This is a genomic window from Paenibacillus peoriae KCTC 3763 (genome assembly GCF_000236805.1).
Classification (GTDB): domain Bacteria; phylum Bacillota; class Bacilli; order Paenibacillales; family Paenibacillaceae; genus Paenibacillus; species Paenibacillus peoriae.
Map to the genome: position 1 here is coordinate 56,630 of NZ_AGFX01000041.1, position 20,562 is coordinate 77,191.

The 20,562-nt window shown below is 47.6% G+C and carries 20 protein-coding genes; 6 read left to right on the top strand and 14 right to left on the bottom strand.

The genetic code is table 11. The features are described from left to right. Positions 1-7: 7 nt before the first annotated feature. Positions 8-613 carry a DedA family protein gene (locus KQI_RS0121330; protein WP_010348899.1) on the bottom strand — a complete coding sequence of 202 codons (606 nt, stop codon included), beginning with the start codon at positions 611-613 and terminating at the stop codon, positions 8-10. 140 nt (positions 614-753) lie between these two features. Between KQI_RS0121330 and KQI_RS0121335 the strand changes: the two genes are divergently transcribed. Then, on the top strand, positions 754-1,860 hold the full coding sequence (locus tag KQI_RS0121335; protein WP_010348900.1) for a YkvI family membrane protein: 1,107 nt from the start codon (positions 754-756) through the stop codon (positions 1,858-1,860). Here the strand turns inward: KQI_RS0121335 and KQI_RS0121340 are convergent. After that, positions 1,857-2,981, bottom strand: a complete 1,125-nt coding sequence (locus tag KQI_RS0121340; protein WP_010348901.1) for a glycosyltransferase family 4 protein — start codon at positions 2,979-2,981, stop codon at positions 1,857-1,859. The genes KQI_RS0121335 and KQI_RS0121340 overlap by 4 nt on opposite strands. Positions 2,982-3,175: 194 nt before the next feature. Between KQI_RS0121340 and KQI_RS0121345 the strand changes: the two genes are divergently transcribed. Next, positions 3,176-4,369 carry a diguanylate cyclase gene (locus tag KQI_RS0121345; RefSeq protein WP_039774736.1) on the top strand — a complete coding sequence of 398 codons (1,194 nt, stop codon included), beginning with the start codon at positions 3,176-3,178 and terminating at the stop codon, positions 4,367-4,369. An 88-nt stretch (positions 4,370-4,457) separates the two neighbouring features. Here the strand turns inward: KQI_RS0121345 and KQI_RS0121350 are convergent, their stop codons facing one another. Further along, positions 4,458-5,243 carry a pseudouridine synthase gene (locus KQI_RS0121350; RefSeq protein WP_010348904.1) on the bottom strand — a complete coding sequence of 262 codons (786 nt, stop codon included), beginning with the start codon at positions 5,241-5,243 and terminating at the stop codon, positions 4,458-4,460. After that, positions 5,240-6,853 carry an RsmB/NOP family class I SAM-dependent RNA methyltransferase gene (locus KQI_RS0121355; protein ID WP_010348905.1) on the bottom strand — a complete coding sequence of 538 codons (1,614 nt, stop codon included), beginning with the start codon at positions 6,851-6,853 and terminating at the stop codon, positions 5,240-5,242. Before KQI_RS0121355 ends, KQI_RS0121350 begins: the two co-directional genes overlap by 4 nt. A 163-nt stretch (positions 6,854-7,016) precedes the next feature. On the opposite strand from KQI_RS0121355, the gene KQI_RS0121360 reads away from it, so the two are divergent. Beyond that, positions 7,017-7,544, top strand: coding sequence for a thioredoxin family protein (locus KQI_RS0121360; RefSeq protein ID WP_010348906.1), 528 nt, complete (start codon positions 7,017-7,019; stop codon positions 7,542-7,544). Between the two features lie 87 nt (positions 7,545-7,631). Here the strand turns inward: KQI_RS0121360 and KQI_RS0121365 are convergent, their stop codons facing one another. Genes KQI_RS0121365 through KQI_RS0121375 form a run of 3 tightly spaced genes read right to left on the bottom strand, consistent with a single transcriptional unit; the run spans position 7,632 to position 10,144 of the window. Beyond that, positions 7,632-8,201: a DUF309 domain-containing protein gene (locus KQI_RS0121365; protein WP_010348907.1), complete on the bottom strand. Its 570-nt coding sequence runs from the start codon at positions 8,199-8,201 to the stop codon at positions 7,632-7,634. Continuing rightward, on the bottom strand, positions 8,202-9,014 hold the full coding sequence (gene yjbM / locus KQI_RS0121370; RefSeq protein WP_007429839.1) for a GTP diphosphokinase: 813 nt from the start codon (positions 9,012-9,014) through the stop codon (positions 8,202-8,204). 35 nt (positions 9,015-9,049) lie between these two features. Next, positions 9,050-10,144: a quinone-dependent dihydroorotate dehydrogenase gene (locus tag KQI_RS0121375; protein WP_010348908.1), complete on the bottom strand. Its 1,095-nt coding sequence runs from the start codon at positions 10,142-10,144 to the stop codon at positions 9,050-9,052. Positions 10,145-10,363: 219 nt separating this feature from the next. On the opposite strand from KQI_RS0121375, the gene KQI_RS28895 reads away from it, so the two are divergent. Continuing rightward, the gene (locus tag KQI_RS28895; RefSeq protein WP_010348909.1) at positions 10,364-10,510 is read left to right on the top strand and encodes a hypothetical protein; all 147 of its coding nucleotides are present in this window, start codon (positions 10,364-10,366) and stop codon (positions 10,508-10,510) included. Between the two features lie 28 nt (positions 10,511-10,538). On the opposite strand, the gene KQI_RS0121385 is transcribed toward KQI_RS28895, so the two are convergent. The 3 genes from KQI_RS0121385 to KQI_RS0121395 form a co-directional block, all read right to left on the bottom strand. Continuing rightward, complete coding sequence (locus tag KQI_RS0121385) at positions 10,539-11,969, bottom strand: L,D-transpeptidase (protein ID WP_029390269.1); 1,431 nt, start codon at positions 11,967-11,969, stop codon at positions 10,539-10,541. Positions 11,970-12,128: 159 nt separating this feature from the next. Continuing rightward, on the bottom strand, positions 12,129-12,371 hold the full coding sequence (locus tag KQI_RS0121390; RefSeq protein WP_007429833.1) for a ferredoxin: 243 nt from the start codon (positions 12,369-12,371) through the stop codon (positions 12,129-12,131). A 162-nt stretch (positions 12,372-12,533) separates the two neighbouring features. Next, on the bottom strand, positions 12,534-13,814 hold the full coding sequence (locus tag KQI_RS0121395) for a DNA polymerase IV (protein ID WP_010348911.1): 1,281 nt from the start codon (positions 13,812-13,814) through the stop codon (positions 12,534-12,536). Between the two features lie 287 nt (positions 13,815-14,101). Here KQI_RS0121395 and cimA point away from each other — a divergent pair, with 287 nt between their 5' ends. Next, the gene (cimA, locus tag KQI_RS0121400; RefSeq protein WP_010348912.1) at positions 14,102-15,718 is read left to right on the top strand and encodes a citramalate synthase; all 1,617 of its coding nucleotides are present in this window, start codon (positions 14,102-14,104) and stop codon (positions 15,716-15,718) included. Between the two features lie 38 nt (positions 15,719-15,756). On the opposite strand, the gene KQI_RS0121405 is transcribed toward cimA, so the two are convergent. From KQI_RS0121405 to KQI_RS0121420, 4 genes are all read right to left on the bottom strand, one after another. Then, a complete protein-coding gene (locus KQI_RS0121405) occupies positions 15,757-16,356 on the bottom strand; it encodes a TlpA family protein disulfide reductase (RefSeq protein WP_029390270.1) in 600 nt (199 codons plus the stop codon). 175 nt (positions 16,357-16,531) lie between these two features. Continuing rightward, positions 16,532-17,269, bottom strand: a complete 738-nt coding sequence (locus tag KQI_RS0121410) for an exonuclease domain-containing protein (protein ID WP_010348914.1) — start codon at positions 17,267-17,269, stop codon at positions 16,532-16,534. Beyond that, positions 17,266-18,348, bottom strand: a complete 1,083-nt coding sequence (locus tag KQI_RS0121415; RefSeq protein ID WP_010348915.1) for a DUF294 nucleotidyltransferase-like domain-containing protein — start codon at positions 18,346-18,348, stop codon at positions 17,266-17,268. Before KQI_RS0121415 ends, KQI_RS0121410 begins: the two co-directional genes overlap by 4 nt. A 47-nt stretch (positions 18,349-18,395) precedes the next feature. Further along, on the bottom strand, positions 18,396-19,799 hold the full coding sequence (locus KQI_RS0121420) for an ammonium transporter (protein WP_010348916.1): 1,404 nt from the start codon (positions 19,797-19,799) through the stop codon (positions 18,396-18,398). Between the two features lie 294 nt (positions 19,800-20,093). Between KQI_RS0121420 and KQI_RS0121425 the strand changes: the two genes are divergently transcribed. Further along, a complete protein-coding gene (locus KQI_RS0121425; RefSeq protein WP_010348917.1) occupies positions 20,094-20,525 on the top strand; it encodes a MerR family transcriptional regulator in 432 nt (143 codons plus the stop codon). Positions 20,526-20,562: the final 37 nt, after the last annotated feature.

Sequence of the window (20,562 nt, forward strand, 5' to 3'; positions counted from 1 at the left end):
TAGATGGTCATGTAACATTTTTTTTACGCTTGTTCCAGAACCATGCGGTGATTCCACCCAAAATGATCAAAAGAATGACGACCAAACCTACCCGATGCGTCACCTTCTCCATCAGCTTTGCCACCTGTTCCCAGTGCATGCCCACCGCATGTCCAATCCCCAGAAACGTACCGCACCACAGCAGCGCTCCTGCTGATGCATAACTGATATAGCGAAAAACGCTTAGACGGGTTGTACCTGCCAAATATGAGGACACATGTCTCAGGCCGGGGACAAAATAACCGAACAGAATCCCCCAGGTGCCGTAGCGCCCAAACCAATTTTCGGAAGAGGCAATCCTTGAGGGGGTAAGCCTCACCCATTTACCGTATCGGTGCAACAGCGGCTTGCCCAGCAGACGACCCAGCGTGTAGCTGATCATCATGCCCGTCATACTTCCGGAAAATGTAACTACCAGCGCTGCGATAAAGTTGTAGTGTCCTTGAGACACGAGTCCGCCGAAGGCGATCATCAGCACTTCGTCAGGGATCGGCATACCTGCTACTCCAAGGGCAAGCAAGCCGAACATTGCCAAATATCCGTATTCTAGTATCCATGCAAGGATTTGACCCATAAATTACGCTCCCGTCAAGCTATTCATTGAATTCACTATAATTATTTCAGTCCCATCCAGTCATGTCCCATTTCAGTTGAACATAGTTTGTATTATATGCTCACTGTAGCGTTATTCAAGCGTGCAAGGAGGGACTGGGGATGAAACGTAATATTCATGTTTTGCAGATTGCTTTTACATACATCGGTACAATCGTCGGTGCCGGATTTGCTACCGGACAAGAAATATTGCAATTTTTTACGCAGTATGGACGTTGGGCTACACTTACGATTATTCTGTCCACATTCATATTTGTATGGTTGGGCACGAAAATGATGCTAATCGCTCATGATATTTCAGCCAGGTCCTACGAGGACCTGAATAAGCACCTTTTTGGCGCCAATGCCGGAAAATGGATCACCTGGTCCACGCTCACTGTGCTGGTCGGCGTGAACAGCGTCATGCTGGCGGGAGCCGGCTCAGTTTTTGTGGAGCATCTTCATCTGCACTACCAGACCGGACTGCTCATTACACTGATCGGAACTTATTTGCTGCTGAATAAAGGCATTAAAGCGATTCTGCATATGAACACCATTGTTGTCCCGCTGATGATTACCATATCTCTTCTGCTCGTTCACAGCACACTGTCCATGCCAAATCCGCAGAGCTTTATTACGAATACGACAGATCACAGTACATTACGGACATGGATTTCTCCACTCCTGTACACGTCCTTCAATCTGACGATGGCACAGGCCGTGCTTGTCCCGCTTGGCAGCCAAACCTTCTCCCGCAGAACTATCCGTTGGGGCGGCATTTTGGGCGGAATTGGTGTCGGGTTTATGCTGATGGCTGCACATTTTGTCATGTCAGCGCATATGCCTGGCATTCAGCAATTTGAAATTCCGATGGGCAGTATTGCTTACCAGTTGGGCTCGATGGTCGAAATTATATACATTGTACTTATTTTTATGGAAATCTTCAGTACCTTTGTGGCCGACATCTATGGAATCAGTCTGCAAATTCGTCAGCATATCCAAATTTCGCCCAAGCTTATCACATTATTCATTATGCTCACATGTTTTCTAATCAGTCAGTTCGGTTTCAGCTCACTGTTATCCGTTCTCTATCCTATTTTCGGAATGCTCAGTCTGATGTGGGTTAGTAAACTAATTATGGCAGGACGCGGGAGACCCTTCCGCTCCTCACGTCCTCACTCCAGCTTTCGGCATTCAGATTCCAAACCAGATAATACGCGCCATGGTTAACGTGGAAACTTCAAATACATTTTCTTCAGCTCATTAACCGCCTTACTCAAGGAATAACTTGATTTAGCCTTATCACAGGCAGATCTGGCCAGCTCATAACGATAGGCAGGATCTGCAATAACCTTTTCCAATGCGTCTGCCAGTGCCTTCGGATTGTCGGGTGGCACGAGCAGACCATTTACCCCATCCTCAATTTGCTCCGGTATTCCCCCCACCTCTGTACCGACCAATGCCAGACAGCTCAACGCAGCTTCCGCAAATACGGAACCAAAGGCCTCCGCCCGCGAAGGCAGAACGAATACATCAAAAAAAGGCATAAATTCTTCCGGATGAAGAGTATATCCATAAAAAATCGTCTCATGGTAAATATCCAGCTGACGTGCCATCTCTTCAAGCTCAGGCCGAATCGGACCGTCTCCGATAATATGAAGGACATAGCTCTGATTTCTTTTTTTCAATTCAGCACAGGCCTTTAACAATATATCCAGTCCTTTGGCCGGAACGAGGCGGCAAACTGTGATCAGCTGTGTCACTTCATTTTCGTGCGGGATGGGCTTAAAGCGCTTCTCATCGTATCCATTCGGAATGACCACAATATCTTCCGGACTCTGTACATATGGCGCTAAATAATGCTGGAAAGAACGAGATACCGTAATCAGGCGGTCTGCCTTATACTCCATTTCTCGATAGAGCGATATCAGAAATTGATGTTCAGGCCCATGCTCCTCTATTTTACCGTTAAGAATGAGCTCCTTCTCATAAGAAGAGTGGATCGTCTGCACGAGCGGGATGTCAGGAAAAACATTTTTCATGGCGATCCCGGCAATGGGGTGATGAGCATGAATAAGATCATAGGGCTTCTGAATGCGAAGCCGGGTCCACCACAAATAGTCACGATACGTCTGGATATATTTTTGTACAACTGGATACTGTCCATACTGCGTCCAGTCAAAGGTTTCAAAGTTTACTTCATCCCTGCCCTTGTTGCGAATCCGTTTAGGGATAGAAAATAGCTCCATCTCCCAACGGGGAGAAGCAAATCGCTCTTGCAAATATGGAATCATAGATGAAACGCCGCCCGGTTGCTCGGGTGGGAAAAAGAGAGCCTGTAGCAATTTCATGACGTGCTTCCCCTTTCAAGCAATTGTACTGACCGGAACACAGGTTGTATGTATAGGTTTCCGGATTTTCTGAAAGATGATATATTGAGAATAATGTTAAGTACAAAAGAAAATTATAACATTTTAATTGGAATCAATCCTGTCTATTGTATCGGAACGATATCGCCCGTTCAATAGATTTACTATCCAGACAGATGGAGTCGGTGACGTTGACGTTGTTGTCCTTAATGGGAACATGGGGTTTCCCATCTTTAGCCGGGGCCGTAACTGCAGCCTGCGGTTTGTATATTATACTCATGATGGCGCTTATGTGCGTGATCATATATAGCAGACAACGAAAAAAAGCCTATATTCTTTTTTCCGTTGCCGCTATTTTTATTATGACATATGAAGCCATGAATCTCTATTCGGCAAGTGGAGGCAAGATGCTGCTGCACGGAATCGTGTGGAAAAATACGCTGGAGGCATTTGCCTTCATGCTCGTCAATGCCGCCGTATTTCAACTCTATCGAAAGCTAAAACGTGCGGAAACATGGACTCTGCTGTTACTAGGCGCGTTATTGACATTGCCGGTTCTTGCCTGGACTTTCAGCCTGCTGCCCGCTTGGATCAGCGCAGCAAAGCTGATAGAATTTACTCTGTTTTATCGAGTATTGGTGCTTATATTGAGTATGGTGTTCATCACCCCGAGAATCGGCCAGCCTAGGAAATTTACAGCCAGCTTGCTTCTGTATTTGCTCTGGCTCGGCTGTCTGTGGCTGGGAAGTGATATCCCTGTAGAGGAAGGCACGAAAAATACAGTTCTGTGGATGTCGTTTTTACCGTTGCTGTATTACACCACGTTGTTTATCATCCTGTTCGAACGGATTGTGGAGCTGCTTCAAAGAATTTATCGTTCTTCCATCACAGACGGTCTGACGGGTCTGTACAACCGCAAATACTTTTCGGGACGACTGCGACGATACATGGAGCAGGGAATCCGCGTATCGGTCATTTTTTGCGATATTGACAATTTCAAAAAACTGAATGATACACAGGGTCACGCCCGCGCGGATGAAGTGCTGAAGCAGGTCGCGCAGATTATGGAGGATGAGCTGGATGAAATCGGACTGACCGGGCGTTACGGCGGCGAGGAACTGGTGGCGATGGTTGTGGATCGACGAGCCAAGGTCGAACAGGTCGCAGAACGCATTCGCAAGCGGGTCGCCGAGGAAAGCATCGTGACCATCAGTGTCGGGCATAGTACAGTCAAAAAGGAAATGGACCCGGATGAACTGGTCAAGCAGGCGGATCAGGCGATGTACATATCCAAAACGACAGGTAAAAACAAGGTTACAGCTTATAAGGCAACAGAAGTGAAAAAAAGCCGAACAGCCAAGGCACAATAATTTGTAGCCGTCATCCGTTATCTATATGATATAAAATGACGCACAGTGAACTCTAATATGAGTCTGTGCGTCATTTTAGTGTATATCCTCATGAAGTCTCCAAGGTTGTAGATGCCAAATCCCGCCCGATCCATGCCAGCTCCTCGTGGGTCAGCTCACGATAGCTGCCCAGCGGCAACTGTTCGTCCAGCGTTAACGGGCCCATGGCCGTTCTTTTAAGATAGGTCACCTTTTTACCGACCGCCTCGAACATACGCTTCACCTGATGAAATTTCCCTTCATGGATCACAAGCGAAATATAGGAAATGACTTCTTTATCCGCCTGCTGCAGATGTTCATGCCGAAGAATGGTCAACTGAGCGGGAAGGGTAACATAGCCGTCATCCAACTCCACTCCAGCAGCAAACTGATGAATATCCTTTTCCGTGACATGACCCGAAACGGTAGCTTCATACGTTTTGGGGACATGACGTCGTGGAGACAGTAATTCATGCGCCAGCTTGCCATCGTTGGTTAATAACAATAGGCCTTCTGTATCTTTATCCAATCGCCCTACTGGAAAAGGCTCAAAATGTCGTTCCTCCGCACTCAGCAAATCCAACACCGTCCGTTCCCGCGTATCCTCGGTTGCAGAAATTACGCCGGGCGGCTTGTGCAACATAATATAAATATACTCCCGAAAAACAACACGTTCCCCGTTCACTTCGATCTGATCGTTGTACGGATGAACCTGCAAACCGCTATCCTTGATGGTTCGACCGTTCACCGTAATGATCCCTTGCTTCACCTGTCTCTTGATATCACTGCGCGAACCATATCCCATATGGGTTAAAACTTTGTCCAAACGCTGCGTCTGTCTGCCCTTTCCACTCATACCGATGTCCACCTCCAGCCTGTTGGATATTCATTTTTGAGCATACCGTCCTGCCATTTTCCCCATCCGGCTGTATATCCATCAATACATATGAGAACGTAGCCTTTGGGCTGTGCGTCGTTCTTCAATGTGATTCGCTGAACCGGGATGGATAAGGTTTCGCCCTTCAAATAACGGATCGCTTCAGTATCTGAACTGGAGAGGTTTATGCTTCTAACCGCCTCAGACGGACGCAAAGCCACCGCCAGCGGGTGTGAAGGGACAAATCGACCATTCTTGTCCGTTCCTATAAACCAGCCCGGACGCACCACTTTAAGTCCGTCCAGACGATGTGAGGCCAGCGGCGACTGATAGATGCGATCTCCATATATCACCGTATGGCCTGTAAACGATATCTCCAGCTGCTCTTGTACAAACTGGCGATAGGACTCTATCACATCATGTGATGTGCGCGCAGCCTTTACAGCCTCTTTGCCGGAACGGGATTTGCTCCCCTCAAAGCCGCGTCCGGTCGCTCCTTTACCTGGCTTCCCGTCCATTCCTTTTTTACTTCGTTTAGCATCTCCAGTTGCATGCATGCTCTGTCCGTTTCGAGTCAGCGATTCCCCGACAGACAAATGCGGTTTCCTGCGCGGCCATTCTGCATCCATGTTTAAAGCCTTTTCTGCCACAACGGCACGACTGCCCTGATGCTGCAATACAGCGATAAAATGCCCCTCGCCCTCGACCAGATGCGGCCAGAGGCGTGCCGTCCCACGCAGCTCAGGGTGGGCTGACGCAACCGTTTCACTCACCCATTCCGGATGTCCTGGTGCAAAGCCTGCTTCTGAAGGAACAGGAATAACCTCAAAATCGGGGTGAGCCGCCAGAAACTCCGCGATCATCCCCTCATTTTCCTCTGGTGCAAAGGTACAGGTCGAATAAACAATCCTTCCCCCGTCGCTCAACATCGAAGCCGCTACGCGCAAAATGTCTCGTTGCATGACCATACATTTTTCCACAGAGTGCGTTTCCCATTGCTTCGCCATGTCCTCATCCTTGCGGAACATACCTTCTCCCGAACAAGGCGCATCAATTAAAATCTTGTCAAAAAAATGAGGAAAGGCCTCGGCAATCCGGTCCGGGCTTTCATTCAATACCACGGCATTACGCACACCGTATAATTCCACATTTTTTGCCAATGCTTTGGTTCGTTCCGCGCTAATATCATTCGTTACCAATACACCGCTTCCTTGCAGCTTGGCGGCTATTTGAGTCGATTTCCCCCCCGGTGCAGCACACAGGTCCAATACAGTCTCATCCACAGCTACATTTAGCAGCTCTACCGGAGACATTGCACTGGGTTCCTGCACATAATACAGCCCCGCATGGTAGTAAGGATGTAACCCGGGCTTCGTACCGTGCGGAATGTAAAAACCTGTACTACACCACGGTATCGGACGCAGCTCAAATGGCGAAATCGCCTTAAACGCCTCCACCGGAATTTTTAACGTATTGACTCGTATTCCCGCATGTGGCGTATGCTCATAAGCAGCCATAAAAGCTTCAAATTCGTCACCAAGCAGTTGCTCCATGCGCTTTACAAATGCTGTAGGAAGCTGTACACCCATAATCGTAATCATCCTGTCCTGTTAAAATAAAATTAATTGTACCATAATCAATCCGTTATGCCGCAATAATGCTGTGGTTTACAAACTTTCACTACACGCTGTAATGTTGTATAATAATGAGATTCTTAGCTACATATTTTGAATTTTGATAGGAGAGATTATATTGAACGCCCAAAAATCCAACAAAAAAAAGCTTATACCCGTCATCGGCTTTTTTGTTGTGCTGGCCATTTTGATTGGAGTGCTGCTTGCTTTAAATTCAGGCACTAAAAACAACCTGTATGGCGTATCCACAGCTACTTTAAAGCCAGCCACTCAAGAACTGCTGAATGATCCGAACTATCAGCAGATTATTAAGCCAGAAGATCTGAAAAGCAAAATTGATAATAAAGAAAGCTTTTTCGTATATCATTTTGCCTCCGACTGTGTTCATTGCCGCGCCACTACTCCCCAGCTAATGCCTTTGAGCAAGCAGGAGAATATCACAATGCATGAGTTTAACCTGCGCGAGTATGAGGACGGCTGGGACAAGTACAACATTCAATATACGCCTACGCTAGTCTATTACGAAAAAGGCGTGGAAAAGGATCGTATGGAAGGCGGCTTGAAGGAGAACCCTTCTGACAACGGCTTTACGCTTGACGATTTCAAAGCCTTTTTTGAGAAATACAAAAAGAACGTAACCTCCTAAAGGTCCGTTCGTTCATTTCGGAACGATAAAGCAGCCCGATCCCCTCAAAATGGATCGGGCTGCTTGCTTATTATGATGCGCTTCGAATTACGTTGCGTCCTTCGTTTCGGGCAAGGCTATGCAGGAGTCGTCAGCGCCCTGTCTGTGCCTGATTGAAGCTTCCAGCGCCTGCTGACGCTGCTCATGCTTTTCCCCACGCCGCGGGCTTTGCTGCTGCGGAATATTGGCGGGAATGAGCGGCGATGCATTCTCTATGGCCCGGCGTAATCCGGGCTCGACGATTTCAATCGTCAGATCCCGATAAACCGGCGGCTGATGTTGAAGATCTTCCTTGACAGCGGCAACAAACTCGGCTAGCTGACAGGCACAAACGCGCGCCTCGTTCACCAGCTTCGCCATATTAATGCCCAGCGCCTGCGGCGGAGCATGCTCCAGCCTGTGTACCGCACTGTCCAGCATCATATGTCCACCACGATAGTTCCCATTACGAAAATGAAACAGCCCAACGGCTATTTGCAGTAAACCTTTATATACAGGGTCACGGTCCAGCTTAAGCCACAGCTCTTCCAGTACCTCATGACATTCAAAATAATCCCGATCCCGATTGAAGTATACCAAGTATGTCACGTACAACGGTTCATAGGAAAGGTTCACCATTTATTGTTCATCCCTGTCTTCTTCCTTGGTAGAGGATTCCAGCATCTGCTTAACTTCATCGTGAAGCTGCTTGATTCCTTCCATATCGTGTTGCTCCCACAGCTCATTAAACCTGCGCTGTGCATCAATCGTTTCGCTAATTTTATGATAAAAATACAAGCGATGCATACCTGTCAGCACTTTGGATACGATATTTGCTTCATCCTCAAATTTTTTCTGTGCTTCCAATATTTCAAGACGAATGGAGGACATCTCATTATCCAATACAAAGGCTGCTTCAGCGGCCTTTTTCAACCGTGCCCGCATTTCATCCGGCAAACTTTCACGATACTTATAGCTGAGTGAGTGCTCGATGGTGGCCCAGAAATTCATAGCCAATGTACGGATCTGAATTTCCGCCAGCACAATTTTCAATCCCAGCGCCGTCTGCACCGGATATTCCACAATCATATGAAAGCTGCGATAGCCGCTATCTTTATAGTTGGTGATATAGTCCTTTTCATATAAAACAGTCAAATCCTTGCGTCCTCGAATGTACTCGGCTACCCGCCGAATATCCTCAACAAATTGACACATAATACGGATGCCCGCAATATCCTCGATTCCCGTCTCTAGCTGATCAGGAGAAACCTGCAATCTTTTCGCTTTATCGAGGATGCTTGATATTTTTTTAACCCGTCCGGTTACGAATTCGATAGGAGCGTATTCCTCGCGCTTCTTTAGCTCCGCACGCATTGTTTTGAACTTGACCTTAAGCTCCTCCACCGCCTGATCGTATGGCAGCAAAAATGTTCCCCAGTCTCTTCCGTCCATCCCCGTACCTCCTGTCTCTTCCGACACCACATTTTTTATCTGTGATCTGCACCAACAGCCTCGGTTATGTGTCTAAAGCCGTCCTTTCGAAGCAGTTCACGCAGACCAGCATGTAAAGCCCGGTTGACTTCCGGTCCCTCGTAGATCAATGCTGTATAAATTTCAATCAGGCTCGCGCCTGCTTTAATTTTGTCATAGGCATCACGGCTGGTGAAAATACCGCCCGATCCGATAATAGGCAGCTTCCCCTCCGTCTGGCGGTATACCCGCCCGATAACCTCTGTAGAACGGTCGCGCAGTGGCTTGCCACTCAGTCCTCCCGTTTCGCTTGCATTCCGGTGTGTCAGACCAGCCCTGGATATTGTTGTATTGGTCGCAATAATACCGTCCACTCCACTGGCAGCAATCGCATCCGTCATATATTCCAGTTCCTCATCCGATACATCTGGCGCTATTTTAACCAGCACAGACTTGGCTTCGCCATATTTGGCCGCCTGCACACCCATCTCTGCCCGAACCGCTTCCAGCAATGATTTCAGTTCACTGCCATGCTGGAGCTTTCGCAAATCCGGTGTATTCGGAGAGCTAATATTTACTACAAAGAAGTCCGCATACGGATATAGCGCGGATATACACTTTTCATAATCCTTATGTGCATCCTCATTGGGCGTGATTTTGTTTTTGCCAATATTAACTGCGACCGGAACAGGCCGATGTTTGAGTGCAGCCAATCGTTTGGCCATACTCTCCGCTCCCAGATTGTTAAAACCCATCCGATTGACCAATGCCTCATCGGGAGGCAACCGGAACAAACGGGGCCGATCATTTCCGGGCTGTCCGACAGGTGTCACCGTGCCTACTTCCATAAAACCAAACCCGATCGAGGAAAAGCCAGCAACCGCTTCCGCATTTTTATCCAATCCCGCAGCCAGTCCAATCGGGTTGGGAAAATGAAGGCCGAACAGATCAACGGCAAGATCCTCCGTTTCCTTGACTCCATACATGCCTCGCAGCGTTGTTGCTCCACCGGGAAGCGCCCCCGCGTACTTTAAGCCATCAATGACTACATGATGGGCCGTTTCCGGACTCATTTTGAAAAAAACAGGTTTTACAATCCTTCGATACAACACGTTATCATCCACTCCGTTCTATGCCCTTGCACATTCCTAAAAAAACATCTCTACAAAATAGTTTAGCTTTTTCCATACCAAAAAGAAAGTAATTTGCAAGGTATGGCAGCAGAACAATTCAGTTGTCATAGAGATGTCATTGAAAATGTATAATCAAACCATTTACAATGGACATAGTAAGACAGGGTTTTAGCCCGTCAGAAAAGAGGGATTGCCGATATGAAGACCAAGCGCAAGCCGCCCAGTCTGCAAAAGAAAAAGGACGAGGTGAACAAGAAGGCGATTGTATGGACCGCCGTCAGCTTTGTTCTCCTCATCGTTGTGATCGTCCTGGTCATTGTTTTAGCACAAGCGGGAATCCGTTAAACAACAAGTAGCTCTTGCATCTAAAAGGTTAATTTAACCAGTGATAGGTTTTGCGGGGATTCGTCTGGTCGTGCTTCGGCGCACTCGTAAATCGGGAATCAGGCACAAGCACTTGATCAGGCAATCCCCCAGTACCAATGACTACCTCCGTACCTGAAGGCACAAGAGCAAACAATTCCTCTACATCCCTCTTGCTCATGCGGACGCAGCCCAACGACTCATTTTTCCCAATACTGTCTGGCTCGTTGGTGCCATGGATGGCATAATTCGTTGCAGACAGCTGCATTCCACGGCTACCGAACTCACCATTGGATTTACCGTTCGGATTCACTACTTTATCGGTAATTACAAATTTCCCTTCCGGCGTTTTTTCTCCACCCAATCCCACTGAATAATTCCGGACGAGCACATTGCCACTCAACAGGCCGAGCCTGTGCCTGGATTTGTCTACCACAATTCGCAGCGGCTGCCCCAGAAAAGGCCGTCCATGCAGTGACGATGCCAGTAAAGGACTGCTTTCAACCGACGAGCCAGCCTGTTGATCTGATTCCTTCCCTGTCCGTTGTCCCGGTGAAGCAAGTAAATTACGCATGGGTATAAAAGCCTTCTTCATCTCCTCTGTCGTACCGTACATCATGTTATCAGGAAAGTTACGGGTCAGCTCATCAAGGTTCTGGGGAAGACGTTGATGCTGCGAACGAAAAGCACGCATGGAGCTATTCAGCACAGCCAGCTCTTCCTGGCCGGCAGCCCATTTGAGACCTGCTTTGCGAAGATTCTCCCTGTCCGACGGCTTGCAAGCACACGCAGCGGCGTCATAAGACTGAACAGCTAATCCACCATTACCTTTGTTTTGGACACTGAGTAATGGCTGCATTCCCTCTCTCCAAAGTAACCATGAGCCGCTTTGCTTCATGCCCAGAACGGTGGTTTTGGGAGGCAGGCGATCCGTCTTTGTCAGCATATCAGCAAGCGCCGTTTCAGCTCCGCTCCCTTTTCGACCTTGAGCCGTAAACACGCCACCCGCATTAGTCCCACCGATCTGAACTGTCTCCTTTGGACCAACATCCGGTTCTTCTGCAGCTTTCACGTTATCGACTGCTGTGCGCTCGGTTCCGGGCGGTACGGATGCGCTCTCATTTGAATGCTTCGGCGCATTGGCTGAGGGCACCCATATGAGCAAGAGCACCATGAGGGCAGTTAGCAGATGGCGTGTTCGGGCTGTTCGTCGCTCCTTCTCCTTGGACATCTGAACCAGTTTATCCTGATATTCCATCCATACGTCTGCCGGAATCTGTTTATGCTCGAAGGCTTCAAACACTTCCCCCGCGCGATTGAAACAATAATTTGCTTTACCCTCCTGACCGCTGCTCTCATACTCTTTACCGAGTAAATACCAGGCCATTTTATTATCAGGATGCTTTTTTACATACGATTTAAGATGAGGCGAATGGTCCATCGGATCCTCCTGATCGTGTAATCTTGCAAACTTCCTATTATGTATATCGGTCAAAGTGGACCAGATGGACAGCATAAAAAACAGCACCGTCAGCATACCTCCACCGTTATACGGCGAAGGTTATGCTGACGGTGCTGTGTCCATCCAAGAAGCCTACACTTAACCTTCTTTGTTGAACGGCTCGTCTGCAACTTTGATGGAATCTGTAGGGCAACCATCACAAGCATCCTGCATATCATCATACAGATCTTCTGAGATCGCCTTGATGCCTTGGTTGGCATCCCCTTCAAAGATGACTTCAGCCAAACCTTCATCATCATAATCATAAATGTCTGGTGCTGTAGCGCCACAGGCTCCACAAGCAATGCATGTATCTTTTTCTACCCAAGTGTATTTAGCCATAACTGTTCTCTTCCTCCTATACAATCAAACAAACCAACTTTTGCATTCTATTCACATATTAATACAAACGAAAAATTATTACAAATTATTTTCTTTTATCTTTGATGTAAAAAACACTTATAGTATAGCCTTCCGCTGTTCTGCATAAATTCACCAAAAAATTCACTCAGGGGACGGAAGATTGTCTTTTTGCAGTGAAGTTCCACGCAGTTTGGAATTACGAAGAAGCACTGAAGGATCATCTCCCAGCATCCCGGCAGTCAAAATTGCATTTTCACCAAATTTGTCGCGCAGCGCATCCATCGCCTTCAACAGACTTTCTTTCTTAGGCTGGTCCTGATATTCAAATAGATCGAGTTGGACGGCCGCTTCCTCCTTCGGAATGAGCTGCTGTAGCGTAATTCCCAGCAAACGCACAGGCTTGTCCTCCCCCCAATGACGGCGATACAGCGCACAAGCTTCCTTATATATGTCTTCAGCACTTTCCGTAGGAGTACTTCTAATCTGAGAACGCGTAAAAGTCTTCATATCTGGCGTCCGAATCGTCAGCTGAATACCTCCTGCCAGCATACCATGTCGTCGAAGCCTCCGGGCTACCTGGTCGCTAATGTTAAGAAGTACCCGCTGAGCCTCTTCCAGCTTCACCACATCCATAGGCAAAGTAGTCGTATGACCGATGGACTTGTTAGGCTCTCGTTCCGTGCTGACTGGAGAATGATTAATCCCGTTAGCCGCCAATTTGAGCCACGATCCTGTCACACCAAATACACCAATTAACATTTGTTCGTCCGCCTTAGCCAGTTGCCCAATCGTACGAATGTTCATTTGCAGAAGTTTTTCTGCCGTTTTGCGACCCACACCAAACAATTGACTGCAAGGAAGATTCCACAAAATGCCAGGTACATCACGCAGACGTAAAACCGATATTCCACGCGGCTTTTTTAGATCAGAGGCCATTTTCGCTAACAGCTTGTTGGGCGCCACTCCAATTGAGCAGGGCAAACCAAGCTCATCATTTACTCTGCGCTGGATTTCCTCTGCAATTTCCAGTGGTGTTCCAAACTGCTTGGAACCTGTAATGTCCAGATAACATTCATCAATCGAAGTGGCTTCCAGCATAGGCGTGTACGAATAAGCAATGCTCATAAACGCTTTGGAATAACGACGGTACAAGTGAAAATCAGGCTGTATTACGATGAGCTGTGGACAAATCCGGCGAGCCTGCTGAACAACCATCCCTGTTGAAATACCCAAACGTCGGGCTTCGTAGGAACAGGTTACAATTACACCTCTGCGCAGCTCACTACTGCCAGCTACGGCGGTAGGCAACCCCTTATATTTCTCCGGTTCCTCCGCTGCATGAACGGAACAATAAAATGCATTCATATCCACATGCAAAATAACTCGCCCACCGACCGGATAATAAGCACTGACATCTTTCACGCTCAACCCTTCTTTTAACTGTAAATTCACCCGTGCTTACGGGAATATGGCTCTTGGTTTAATTTTAGATCTGAATTCTCCTTCTATTTTACATGAGAACAAAGGTTTTGAGGTCATAAAATGATAATTATATATTACATTTGAAGTCATTAGTTGATATAATCGAGTATCATACGAATAAGACAGGCTGACGCTTTCCTGTTTTTAAGCGTTAAACAACTAAACAAATCAGCTTAAAAAGCAAAGTTTCATTAAAATCTGAGCAATCCGCAAAGGAGGAGTCCCTCATGTCCACCGCTATTTCTATCTTTGATACAACGCTGCGAGACGGTACTCAAGGAGAAGGAATTAGCTTGTCTGCTGACGACAAATTGAAAATCGCCAAAAAACTTGATGATCTCGGTGTTCATTATATTGAAGGCGGGATTCCCGGGAGCAACAGCAAGGATATCGAATTTTTCAAACGGGTACAAGAGCTAGGACTTCAGGCAAAAATTGTCGCCTTCGGCAGCACGCGCCGCAAGAATAGTATCGCGGCACAGGATGTCAATCTGCAGCGGATTCTGGAATCAGGCGCCCAGGCTGCTACACTGGTAGGTAAATCATGGGATTTTCATGTGGACACCGCCTTACAGACGACACTGGAGGAAAATCTGTCCATGATTTATGATTCCATCGCCTTTTTAAAACAAGGAGGCATGGAGGTTATTTTTGATGCCGAGCATTTTTTTGACGGCTATAAAAACAACCCAGAATACGCACTCGCCGTTTTGAAAAAAGCAGAAGAAGCCGGCGCGGACTGGCTCGTGATGTGCGACACAAACGGTGGCACCATGCCGCATGAGGTACATGTGATTGTCTCTACACTGCATAGCCAACTAACTAGATCAAAACTGGGTATTCATACGCACAATGACTGTGAATTGGCAGTAGCTAACACGCTTAGCGCAGTTCAAGCAGGTGCAAGACAGGTTCAAGGCACCATTAACGGATATGGCGAGAGATGCGGTAATGCCAACCTATGCTCCGTCATTCCAAATTTGCAACTCAAGCTCGGCTACGATTGTCTGGTTGATGACAAGCTGAAGCAGCTCTACAATACAGCCCGCTTTGTTAGCGAGGTGGCCAACGTCAATATGCCTGTGAACCAGCCTTATGTCGGCAATGCAGCCTTTGCCCACAAGGGCGGCATCCATGTGTCAGCTATTTTGCGCGATTCGCGAACTTACGAGCACATCGTTCCTGAGCTGGTGGGCAACAAACAGCGAGTACTGGTCTCCGAATTGGCTGGACAAAGCAATGTTGTGTCCAAGGCGCAGGAACTGGGCATCACCCTTGATCCGTCCAGTGATGAAGCGCGTGGCGTCATTAGCCGCATCAAGGAGCTGGAGCATCAGGGCTACCAGTTTGAAGGAGCCGATGCTTCGCTGGAATTGCTCATTCGGGAAGCAGGCGGTGAAGTGAAGGAAATGTTTTCGTTCGAGTCCTTCAAGGTGCTGGTAGAAAAAACAGCAGGCAGACCGGTCGTATCCGAGGCGTTCTTGAAGCTAAACGTCGCAGGGACGAGCGTTTATACCGCTGCTGAAGGAAATGGTCCTGTCAATGCACTCGATAATGCACTTCGTAAGGCCCTTTCCCAATATTTCCCTGCCTTACGGGACATGCATCTGGCTGATTACAAGGTACGTGTGCTCGACGAAAAAGATGCCACCGCCGCCAAAGTACGAGTACTCATAGAGTCCAAAAATTACGAAGATGTCTGGAGTAACGTAGGCGTATCCGAAAATGTAATTGAAGCCAGCTGGGAAGCTCTCCTGGACAGCTTCCGTTATGCGTTGCTGGAGGCACCGACTCCCAAAAACGAGCAGGCAGACCTTACTCACCAGGGATTAATTAACCACTAATCAGACGAAGGAATGATTATAAAAGGTGTCTTTAGGGCCTATCGGGACCTCAAAGGCACCTTCTTTTTTTGAAGCATCTGTATTTTACGATCCAGTTCCTGCTCACTCAGCATGCCGATTATAATTTCGTGCACCTGTCCATGATGATCAACCAATACATGAGTCGGAAAAGCTGCTCCCCCAAACCGTTCAAACAATGCCCCTTGCTCATCAAGCAAAATCGGAAATTGCAGTCCCAAAGCGCGGGAAAATTTCTGCACATCCTCCAGTCGATCATAGCGAGTTACATTGATCCCATATACATCTACATCTTGCTTGTACTTGCGATACAACTCATTCAGCATAGGCGCTTCCACACGGCACGGATCACACCATGAAGCCCAGAAGCTAATAACCAGCGGTTTGTTGCGTGTAGCCCCCACATCGTAGGAGTTACCGTTTAAATCCTTTAAAACCATAGGTGGAAGCCGTTGACCGGGTTTTAGCTTTTTGGGTTCCCCATCCTTATATCCCTCCTGGGAAAGTACATTTTTAATGGGCAGGCTTGTTGCATAAGCCATGTTTGCAATAACTCCCCATGCAGTCGCTCCCACAACCAGCATAGCTATCCCTAATCTCATACAATCAAGCCTTTTCACAATCCAATCACCCACCTTTCATTAGGCTTACCTTGAACTTCTCCATAGGATACCCAGTCTGCTCCCCACTCTAACCTTTCCCATCTGCATATGTGCACAAAAAAACAGCAAACCCACGAATAGTCGCGGACTTGCTGTTTTTTGTGCAACCTGAGCGCTAGCGACGTACACGAGATCAGGCATGACTTAAATGTGCATAAACATCTGCCAAGTTAGTCACGTTACGCTCAAGCATTTCCTGTACATACGCCACCCACAGCTTAGCTGTCATTTTTGCATCCTCTAACGCATGATGCCGCCCCTCGATCGGAATGCTTTGATAGGTCAGCAATTCATCCAGACTATATGTTTGGTGCTGTTGTGGCTCAAGCCACTTGGCAAGCATCATCGTATCGAGCACTCGGTGAGTCAGCTGAACTTTAGACGTTTTCCATAAAGCGGCATTCAAAAAAGCCTTGTCATGAGCGCTGGCATGCGCTACAAGTACACGCCCACCTACAAAGGACATAAAGTCATGCAGCCCATTCATAAGCGGTGGAGCCTCATCCGTCATTTCCCGGGTAATCCCGGTTAGCTCGGTAATATGCTCAGGGATCACTGTACGTGGATTAACAAGCGTATAAAACTGCTCTTTTTCCATAATCGTATCCCCGACAACCCGAATCGCTCCAAACGATAAAATCTCATCACCATGCTGCGCAGAAAATCCCGTCGTCTCCAGATCAAAAACAACCGTCTCCAAACGCTCCAGCGGGGTCCGCAAAACTTCAGATCGCCGTTGCTCCCGGGTTAAGGAGCGAATAAACGCCATCTGCTGAGCCGTAGGAACCCCCATTACTGAAGCGATGGCAGACGGTACTCCTCCTCTGCGGAGAGCGCTCCAAAAGCCGCCTCCCTGCGCTGGTTCCTTCATGGCCTTCTCCCTTCCATAAATCGCAACTGTCTTTGCAACGCACGATGGAACCGTCGCACCGTCGAAAGAGCCTCGCGCAGCTCGTGCCAGCCCTTGCCTTGCTTCAGCGGCTTAACGGCCAGGTAGCCGTTGCTGATCAGCAATCCTTCCTTTTCCTGCACCGGAGTTGCCGTTCGAAGCTGAAGTGCAATCCGAAAGGCCCGCTCACAAGCGTCCAGCAAAGGAAGCGGTGCGGCCTCCAATTGCGCCAGGCGCCTCAGTCTTTTCAGCGTAGAGGTTTCCTCTACTCCGTGCTGCAACGCCAGAAAGCGCACTGCATTTACCAGCGGAATATACAGCCCGTATTTCACATCAAAATCGCCCGCGTGCTCCCCAAAACGTTCAGTGACGATCTGACCTAAAATATTAAGTGTCGCTTTATGCCTGACCGTGTTCCTGAGTACCGCCATAGGCAAATCAGGATGTTTTTGGAACAGCCCATAAAAGCTACGTTTCCATTCGCATGACAATTGTTCATCTCCAGCGATATGTCTCATATCAGATGAAATGATCAGATAACGGATCGGCTCCCAGGCAAAATCATCCGACCATTTCGTTAGCTGCTCCTGCCATTCAGACAATGTACGACGCCACAACGGCTCCGAACACATCACTTTCCCCTCGCATTTGGGGTAGCCCAAATGCTCCAGAATTGCGGAAACTCTGCGACCCAATTCGCTAAAATACAATTCTTTATCAGCAGATACATTATCACTGATAATCATACCGTTATCCTGGTCACTCCATAGCGTCGATTCCGAGCGTCCCATGCTTCCGAAGGCTATAAATGCGTAAGGGACGGGAGGGGGGCCGAAGCCATCCTCAACCATCCCTTTTTCGCATATTTGTACAGCTCTGGCCGCGATACGGTCATGCATTTCATTCGCCGTTTGTAACCAGTCTGATAACGGAGCGGAGACTTGGGAAGCCAGCAGCCATTTTTGAGACTCGACCCTGGCCTGCCTTAGCGATTCAGGCGTGTCTGCTTGATCAATCGCTTCGGCGGAACTCACCCAAGGGGCCATATTTTGCAGTTCCATACAACCATCTCCTCCGCTCTCTATACTGGCTCTTTATATTTTACAACTTAGCTTACAATTCCAGAACGCTTTTCAGCCTCGGCAACCAGCTTCATCTGCTCCGGATAGCCATACGTACCGTGTTCACTGATATCCAGGCCCATCGTTTCTTCCTCTTCTGTAACGCGAATGCCCATAATGGCTTTCATTGCACCCAGAATAATGAGGGAAATAACGAACACGAAAGCAAAGGTGCCAACCAATCCAAGCAGCTGCACACCTAATTGTGTAAATCCGCCACCATAAAAAAGTCCCGCTTGACCTACACCTGTTACTTTTACAAGCTCAGGAGTGGCGAACAATCCTGTCGATACCGCACCCCACATCCCTGCAATACCATGCACAGAAAAAGCATACACCGGATCATCTACTCTTGCACGTTCAAACCATTGTGCTGTGAAGAAAGTGACAATCCCTGCTACGGCACCGATGACCAGCGCTGCCCAAGGAGCTACAAAAGCACAAGAACCAGTAATGGCAACCAATGCCGCCAGCACACCATTCAGCATCGAAGGAATATCTGCTTTTCCGTACACCATCCAGGATACGAGCAAAGCGAAAACCCCGCCTGCCGCAGCTGCAATATTTGTAGTCAACGCCACATATCCGAAAAATCCATCGTTCATAGCCGATACAGCACTACCCGGGTTAAATCCAAACCAGCCAAACCAGAGAATAATAACGCCCAGGATCGAGTACACCTGATTGTGACCAGGAATAATATTCGGCTTGCCATCCTTATTAAATCTGCCCAGACGCGGTTTAAGCAGCAGCGTTGCAACTAATGCCGCCGTAGCGCCTGTCAGATGGACTACTGTCGAACCGGCATAATCCTGCATACCCAGTTTACCAAGCCAGCCGCCGCCCCATACCCAGTGAGCTACAACCGGATAAATCACGATGGAGAACAAAATACCGAAAATAATGTATACACTTAATTTTGCACGTTCTGCCATTCCTCCACATGCGATAGAAAGAGAAACCGCAGCAAAAGCGAAGTGGAATAAAAACATAATGGTAATTGGAACATCCAGAGCGGAAAGAGAATCAAATGATGCTGCAGCATCAGTACCACTCATAAAGAAACCCGTCAATCCCATAAATCCGTTGCCGCCATCATTACCAAATCCGAGTCCAAATCCAAGTGCCCAGAAGGACAAGGCCGCAACTCCCGTAGTAAGAATCGTTTTACCAGCGACATGCCCCGCATTCTTCATTCGTGTAGAACCAGCCTCCAGCAAAGCAAATCCCGCTTGCATGAAGAACACGAGTATAAATGCCAAGAAGGTAAATGCCGTATTTAAGCCTGCTTGAAGCTGAACATTTGTTGGACCGTCAGCAGCGAATGCACCTACCGGAAAAGCCAGTACCGTCACCATGGCCAATAATGCAACCAACCACTTTTTTCTCATGAAGCCCACTCCCTTGAATGTTATGTTTCTTTACATTTCGTGAAATTCTTATTGTCATTATAAGCAGAACACATGAAAGTTGACAAGATTTTTTTTGTTATGTTAAGAAAAACTGGCCACGAACCTTTCATGTCATATTTACTGACCACAAAAGTAGTATGTTTTTGTCCGCAAAAAAGCATGACGTTTGACTGTATGGTTAAAAATCATGTAAAATATTCTTATTAAACACTCGGTCTGCAGACGATATATTGAAGGTTGAATGAAGAGTGCGAGGTGAGGATAGATGGGGATATGAAGCTGTATCGAATTGGTGAACTAGCCAAAACGGCTGGTGTCAGCGAACGAACCATTGATTATTACACAAAGCTCGGTTTGATCACACCTGAAGAACGATCATTGAAAAATTATCGGCTTTATAATGATGAAACCTTAAAAAGGCTTGAACGTATTAACCAAATGAAACAAGAGAAGTATAGCCTCGAGGAAATCAAACAGACGCTTATTAAATGGAGCTCGGTTGCAGGAGAAGATCACGTCACAGACAAGCTGACGAGTCTGGAGATGCACATGCAGCGTCTGGAGCGTGAAGTCAATGAGCTACAGCCACTTCTGGGGCAGCTCAAGCCTGTTCAAGCTCGCAAGTTGCTTACGGGTCTGCTCCCGCAAAGCGCTGCTTGTATCGAAGCTCTGAAGTATTTACTGGATCATAGCTCTTTGATGTAGATTCCCGGCTGTATGATGAAACAATAATGGAGGGGTT

Excerpts from the sequence above, each read along its gene's own strand:
- KQI_RS0121335 (WP_010348900.1), top strand. The coding sequence starts at position 754 with ATGAAACGTAATATTCATGTTTTGCAGATTGCTTTTACATACATCGGT.
- cimA (WP_010348912.1), top strand. The coding sequence starts at position 14,102 with ATGTCCACCGCTATTTCTATCTTTGATACAACGCTGCGAGACGGTACT.
- KQI_RS0121345 (WP_039774736.1), top strand. The coding sequence starts at position 3,176 with ATGGAGTCGGTGACGTTGACGTTGTTGTCCTTAATGGGAACATGGGGT.
- KQI_RS0121415 (WP_010348915.1), bottom strand. The coding sequence starts at position 18,348 with ATGGAACTGCAAAATATGGCCCCTTGGGTGAGTTCCGCCGAAGCGATT.
- yjbM (WP_007429839.1), bottom strand. The coding sequence starts at position 9,014 with ATGGACGGAAGAGACTGGGGAACATTTTTGCTGCCATACGATCAGGCG.
- KQI_RS0121385 (WP_029390269.1), bottom strand. The coding sequence starts at position 11,969 with ATGGACCATTCGCCTCATCTTAAATCGTATGTAAAAAAGCATCCTGAT.
- KQI_RS0121390 (WP_007429833.1), bottom strand. The coding sequence starts at position 12,371 with ATGGCTAAATACACTTGGGTAGAAAAAGATACATGCATTGCTTGTGGA.
- KQI_RS0121330 (WP_010348899.1), bottom strand. The coding sequence starts at position 613 with ATGGGTCAAATCCTTGCATGGATACTAGAATACGGATATTTGGCAATG.
- KQI_RS0121365 (WP_010348907.1), bottom strand. The coding sequence starts at position 8,201 with ATGGTGAACCTTTCCTATGAACCGTTGTACGTGACATACTTGGTATAC.
- KQI_RS0121340 (WP_010348901.1), bottom strand. The coding sequence starts at position 2,981 with ATGAAATTGCTACAGGCTCTCTTTTTCCCACCCGAGCAACCGGGCGGC.
- KQI_RS0121355 (WP_010348905.1), bottom strand. The coding sequence starts at position 6,853 with ATGGGTGTACAGCTTCCTACAGCATTTGTAAAGCGCATGGAGCAACTG.
- KQI_RS0121410 (WP_010348914.1), bottom strand. The coding sequence starts at position 17,269 with ATGAAGGAACCAGCGCAGGGAGGCGGCTTTTGGAGCGCTCTCCGCAGA.
- KQI_RS0121350 (WP_010348904.1), bottom strand. The coding sequence starts at position 5,243 with ATGAGTGGAAAGGGCAGACAGACGCAGCGTTTGGACAAAGTTTTAACC.
- KQI_RS0121425 (WP_010348917.1), top strand. The coding sequence starts at position 20,094 with ATGAAGCTGTATCGAATTGGTGAACTAGCCAAAACGGCTGGTGTCAGC.
- KQI_RS28895 (WP_010348909.1), top strand. The coding sequence starts at position 10,364 with ATGAAGACCAAGCGCAAGCCGCCCAGTCTGCAAAAGAAAAAGGACGAG.
- KQI_RS0121420 (WP_010348916.1), bottom strand. The coding sequence starts at position 19,799 with ATGAGAAAAAAGTGGTTGGTTGCATTATTGGCCATGGTGACGGTACTG.